Genomic DNA, 3,157 nt, shown 5'->3' with positions numbered 1-3,157 from the left:
GCCGCTGACACCTAACGGGAAGATAGACAAAAAAGCGCTCCCCGACCCACGGACCATGGAACTAGGCGACGGGACACAGTACGTCGCCCCGAGAAACGAAATGGAAAGCAGGCTCGTCGAAACCTTCCAAGAAGTTCTCAAAAGAGAGAATATCGGGGTATACGATAACTTTTATGACCTTGGCGGTGATTCCATAAAAAGTATTCAGGTAGTATCACGATTGAAACAGAAAGGGTTCCAACTAAAGATTGAAGATGTATTAAGAACGCCTATCATCGATGAGCTTGCCCAGAAAACAACCCTCATCTCTAGGGTCATCGATCAGGGACAGGTAATGGGACAGGCCCCGCTAACAGCTATTCAGAAAAAATTCTTCCAAGAACCGTTGCTGCCTAATAAAAACCACTACAACCAATCGGTCCTATTAGAAAGCAAGGACACTATAGATATAGATGCATTGCAAAAGTCCCTACTAAAAATAACGCATCATCACGATGCGTTGAGAATGACCTACAACAAGATAGATGGGACATGGGTCCAACGAAACCAGGGAATAGGCAATTCGGAACATTATGTTTTGGAGCTCCACGACCTAACAAAGGACATCAAAACGGCGGATAAAAAAATAGCCGCCTTAAGTGATCGATTGCAGGCAAGTATAAACATAGGGAAAGGGCCGCTCATTAAGGTCGCGGTCTTTAAAGGACAACGAAAAGACCTTGTCCTAATCGTTATACATCACCTTGTTATAGACGGGGTCTCTTGGAGAATACTATTGGAAGACCTCAGTACGCTGTACAAAGGTTTCTCCGAAAACAGAACGCCTGGCCTTCCCCTGAAAACAGATTCGTTCGTTCAGTGGAGCGATACTTTACAACAATATGCCAAAGGTCAAAAACTAGCGGGAGAACATGCCTATTGGAAAAAGATAACAACCCATAACGGTAGTCTAGTTAAGATACCCAAAACAATGGATATCACTAAAGGCAGGTCCGAAAAACAATCCTTTGTTCTAGATGCAGAAACGACAGAATTACTACAAACAAAAAGTCATAGTGTTTATGGCACCGAAATAAACGACGTTCTATTGACCGCCCTATCAATAGGAATCAACAATACGTTCCGAAAACAAAAAGTACTCATAGACCTGGAAGGGCACGGAAGAGAGCATATCGCCGAAAATATGGACATTACAAGGACCTTGGGATGGTTCACCAGTATATACCCTGTTCTATTGGACATATCCCAAGCCAAAGACGACCCTATAGAAGCACTTGTACAAACAAAGGAGAACCTGAGAAAAATACCCAACAAAGGTATCGGGTACGGAATCTTGAAATATTTAGGGAAAGGATTTGAAAACAATGCCAATACCAGTATCGTTTTCAACTACCTGGGCGACTTCGGATCCGCAGCCGGATCACAAAACGAAACCGAACAAGCGGTCTTTACATACTCGGACCAGTACGCGGGAAAAAGTATTGCAGCGGAAAATGAAGCCCTGGGAACCAAATTGAGCGTCTCGGGAATGCTCGTCATGGGGCAACTGCAGATGAGCGTCTCGTACAATGACAGCGTTTTTGAAAAACGAACCATCGAGCTGCTCATCAAAAACTATGAAACGGCCTTGAAACTGATCATTGGGAAACTAAGTCGACAAACAAAGACCTTCCTGACCCCTAGCGACCTTACCTATAAAAATATATCAATTGAAAAGGTGTTCCAGCTCAACAGGGACAACAACATACAAGATATATATAGATTGTCCCCGCTACAGGAAGGGATGTACTATCACTGGTTAACCAACGATGACAAAGCAACTTATCTTATACAAAAAAGTTTCAGATTAAAGATCCGAAATGCGGCCATAGAAAACATTAGAAAAAGTTATGAAATATTAATTCAAAGACATGATATCCTTAGAACGGAGTTCTCCCCGGAACATGCAACGGAATTAGTACAGGTCGTTAGAAAAAATGTGAAAAACAGCTTCAAGTACATTGACCTAACGACACAAGAACTATCACAGAAGCAGGCCCTAGAGTATATCGATGAATATAAAAAAGAAGATCGGTCAACAGGGTTCCCGCTAAATGGGGAATCTCAGATAAGGCTCTCCCTGATACATCTGGGCAACCATACCTATGAATTCATTTGGAGCAATCACCACATCATTATGGACGGATGGTGTGTCAGCATACTGATAAACGAATTCTATCAGATCCTAACGGCCCTGAACAACAACCAAAAGGTAGCGCTCCCAAAAGCCACCCCCTATGTGGACTATATCAAATGGCTGGAGAATATCGATCAAAAACAATCCCTGAATTACTGGAAAGAGTATCTAGCAGACTACAATCAAAAAGCTGTAGTACCCTTTGCCTCAAAAAATATAACAGATACAGCATACAAACCTGCCAAAGAAAAAATAGAACTGCAGGGAGACTACCTGGACAGAATAAGAAACGTCGCCAAAACGAACAAAACAACCGAGAACAATCTCATTCAGAGCGTATGGGGGTGCCTGCTCTCCAAATACAACAACAATAATGACGTCGTTTTTGGGACCGTAGTATCGGGAAGGCCGCCACAAATAAAAGGCATCGAGGATATGATCGGTCTATTTATCAACACAATCCCTGTAAGGGTAAAGTATTCCAAAGGATCAACCGTATCTCAATTGTTACAGTCACAACAGGAAAAATCGATACAGAGTCTAGAGAACCATTATCTAAGACTATCGGAAGTACAGGCGCAAAGTGAACTCGGCACAGACCTGATAGATCATATACTTGTATTTGAAAACTATGCCGTTCAAGAGAGCCAACAGGCACAGCAGAACAGCCAGATAGAGGTATTACAAGGGGACAGCCTCGAACAGAACCATTATGACTTCAGCATACAGGTAAACCCTGGTCGAGATAAAATGACCATAGCATTTAAATACAACCAAAATAGATACGACCAAAAGGAAATACAACATGTAACACAACACTTCCAAAAAATATTGGATGCATTTGTTACCGGACCAAACACTTTGCTACAAAACATAGAATATCTCAGCCAAGAACAGCGCCACGAGCTGCTCCACACCTTCAACGACACCAAGGCCGAATACCCAAAGGACAAAACCATCATACAACTGTTCCAGGAACAG

The 3,157-nt window shown here is 42.5% G+C and carries 1 protein-coding gene; it reads left to right on the top strand.

Annotated features, from left to right (window positions below; genetic code table 11):
* Positions 1-3,157 (top strand): condensation domain-containing protein (locus IV512_RS19565; protein ID WP_245224985.1); only part of this gene is annotated, 3,157 nt, incomplete at both ends.

It is taken from the genome of Pseudozobellia sp. WGM2 (genome assembly GCF_017810075.1).
Classification (GTDB): Bacteria; Bacteroidota; Bacteroidia; order Flavobacteriales; family Flavobacteriaceae; genus JADNYK01.
The sequence above is the reverse complement of the archived record's forward strand: the minus strand, read 5'-3'. Positions and strand labels throughout refer to the sequence as shown.